This is a genomic window from Neisseria sp. HMSC068C04, assembly GCF_001810105.1.
Taxonomy (GTDB): Bacteria; Pseudomonadota; Gammaproteobacteria; order Burkholderiales; family Neisseriaceae; genus Neisseria; species Neisseria flavescens_B.
Window position 1 is genome coordinate 1 of the sequence record NZ_KV799940.1, and the last position, 696, is coordinate 696.

Below are 696 nucleotides of genomic sequence, written 5' to 3' on the forward strand. Positions count from 1 at the left end.
ACAGTGGCTGGCAACGCTATATTTATTTATCCAGACCAAGGTTAGCCGGTAAAGATGCAATCAGATACTTCCAAGATGAAGAAAATTTTGGCTTGGGCTATATTACCGATCCCAGTGCTGTTCCTGATTTTAGTACGTGGTATAGCGTCATAATGACACAGGGTATGATGATTGCAAAATTTTATTTGGATGGTGTTGAAATAAGTCTTTCATTTAATTCAACAGTCAAAGACCAAGAAGACTTAGACGATATCAATAAAACATTAAGTTTTAAAGAATGGGGACAGTATATGATGCGGATTGAATTTAATAATCTCAGGATGAGTATGCGTGAGCAAATGTATCTTACCTTTCTTGAAGGTATTCATGATGAAAAACTGTTATCAGCCAAGCGTGAGGATATTGCAAACAACATGACTCAATATTGGCCGCGCTACCGCGATATAGAATTAGCAAAACGCAAAAAAGAGGAAGCCATGCTGGTCAGCAAGGGTTATAAAATCGATGAGGGTTATCAGGATCCCGACTTGCTGCCTTATTTACAGAAAGAACCCAAGTTTTAATACTTAAATTGGATTGATGTTAATACTGTGTAAAAACAAAGGTCGTCTAAAATTTTGACGACCTTTGTTTTTGAATTCTGTAAGTGATTGTACCACTGAGAGAAACAGGAATTAATAGACTAAAATACTGGCA

General features: G+C 36.6%; 1 pseudogene. It reads left to right on the forward strand.

What is annotated here, in order from left to right:
- A pseudogene (locus HMPREF2700_RS05540) lies at positions 1–563 on the forward strand (hypothetical protein); the annotation flags it as partial.
- Positions 564–696 lie beyond the last annotated feature (133 nt).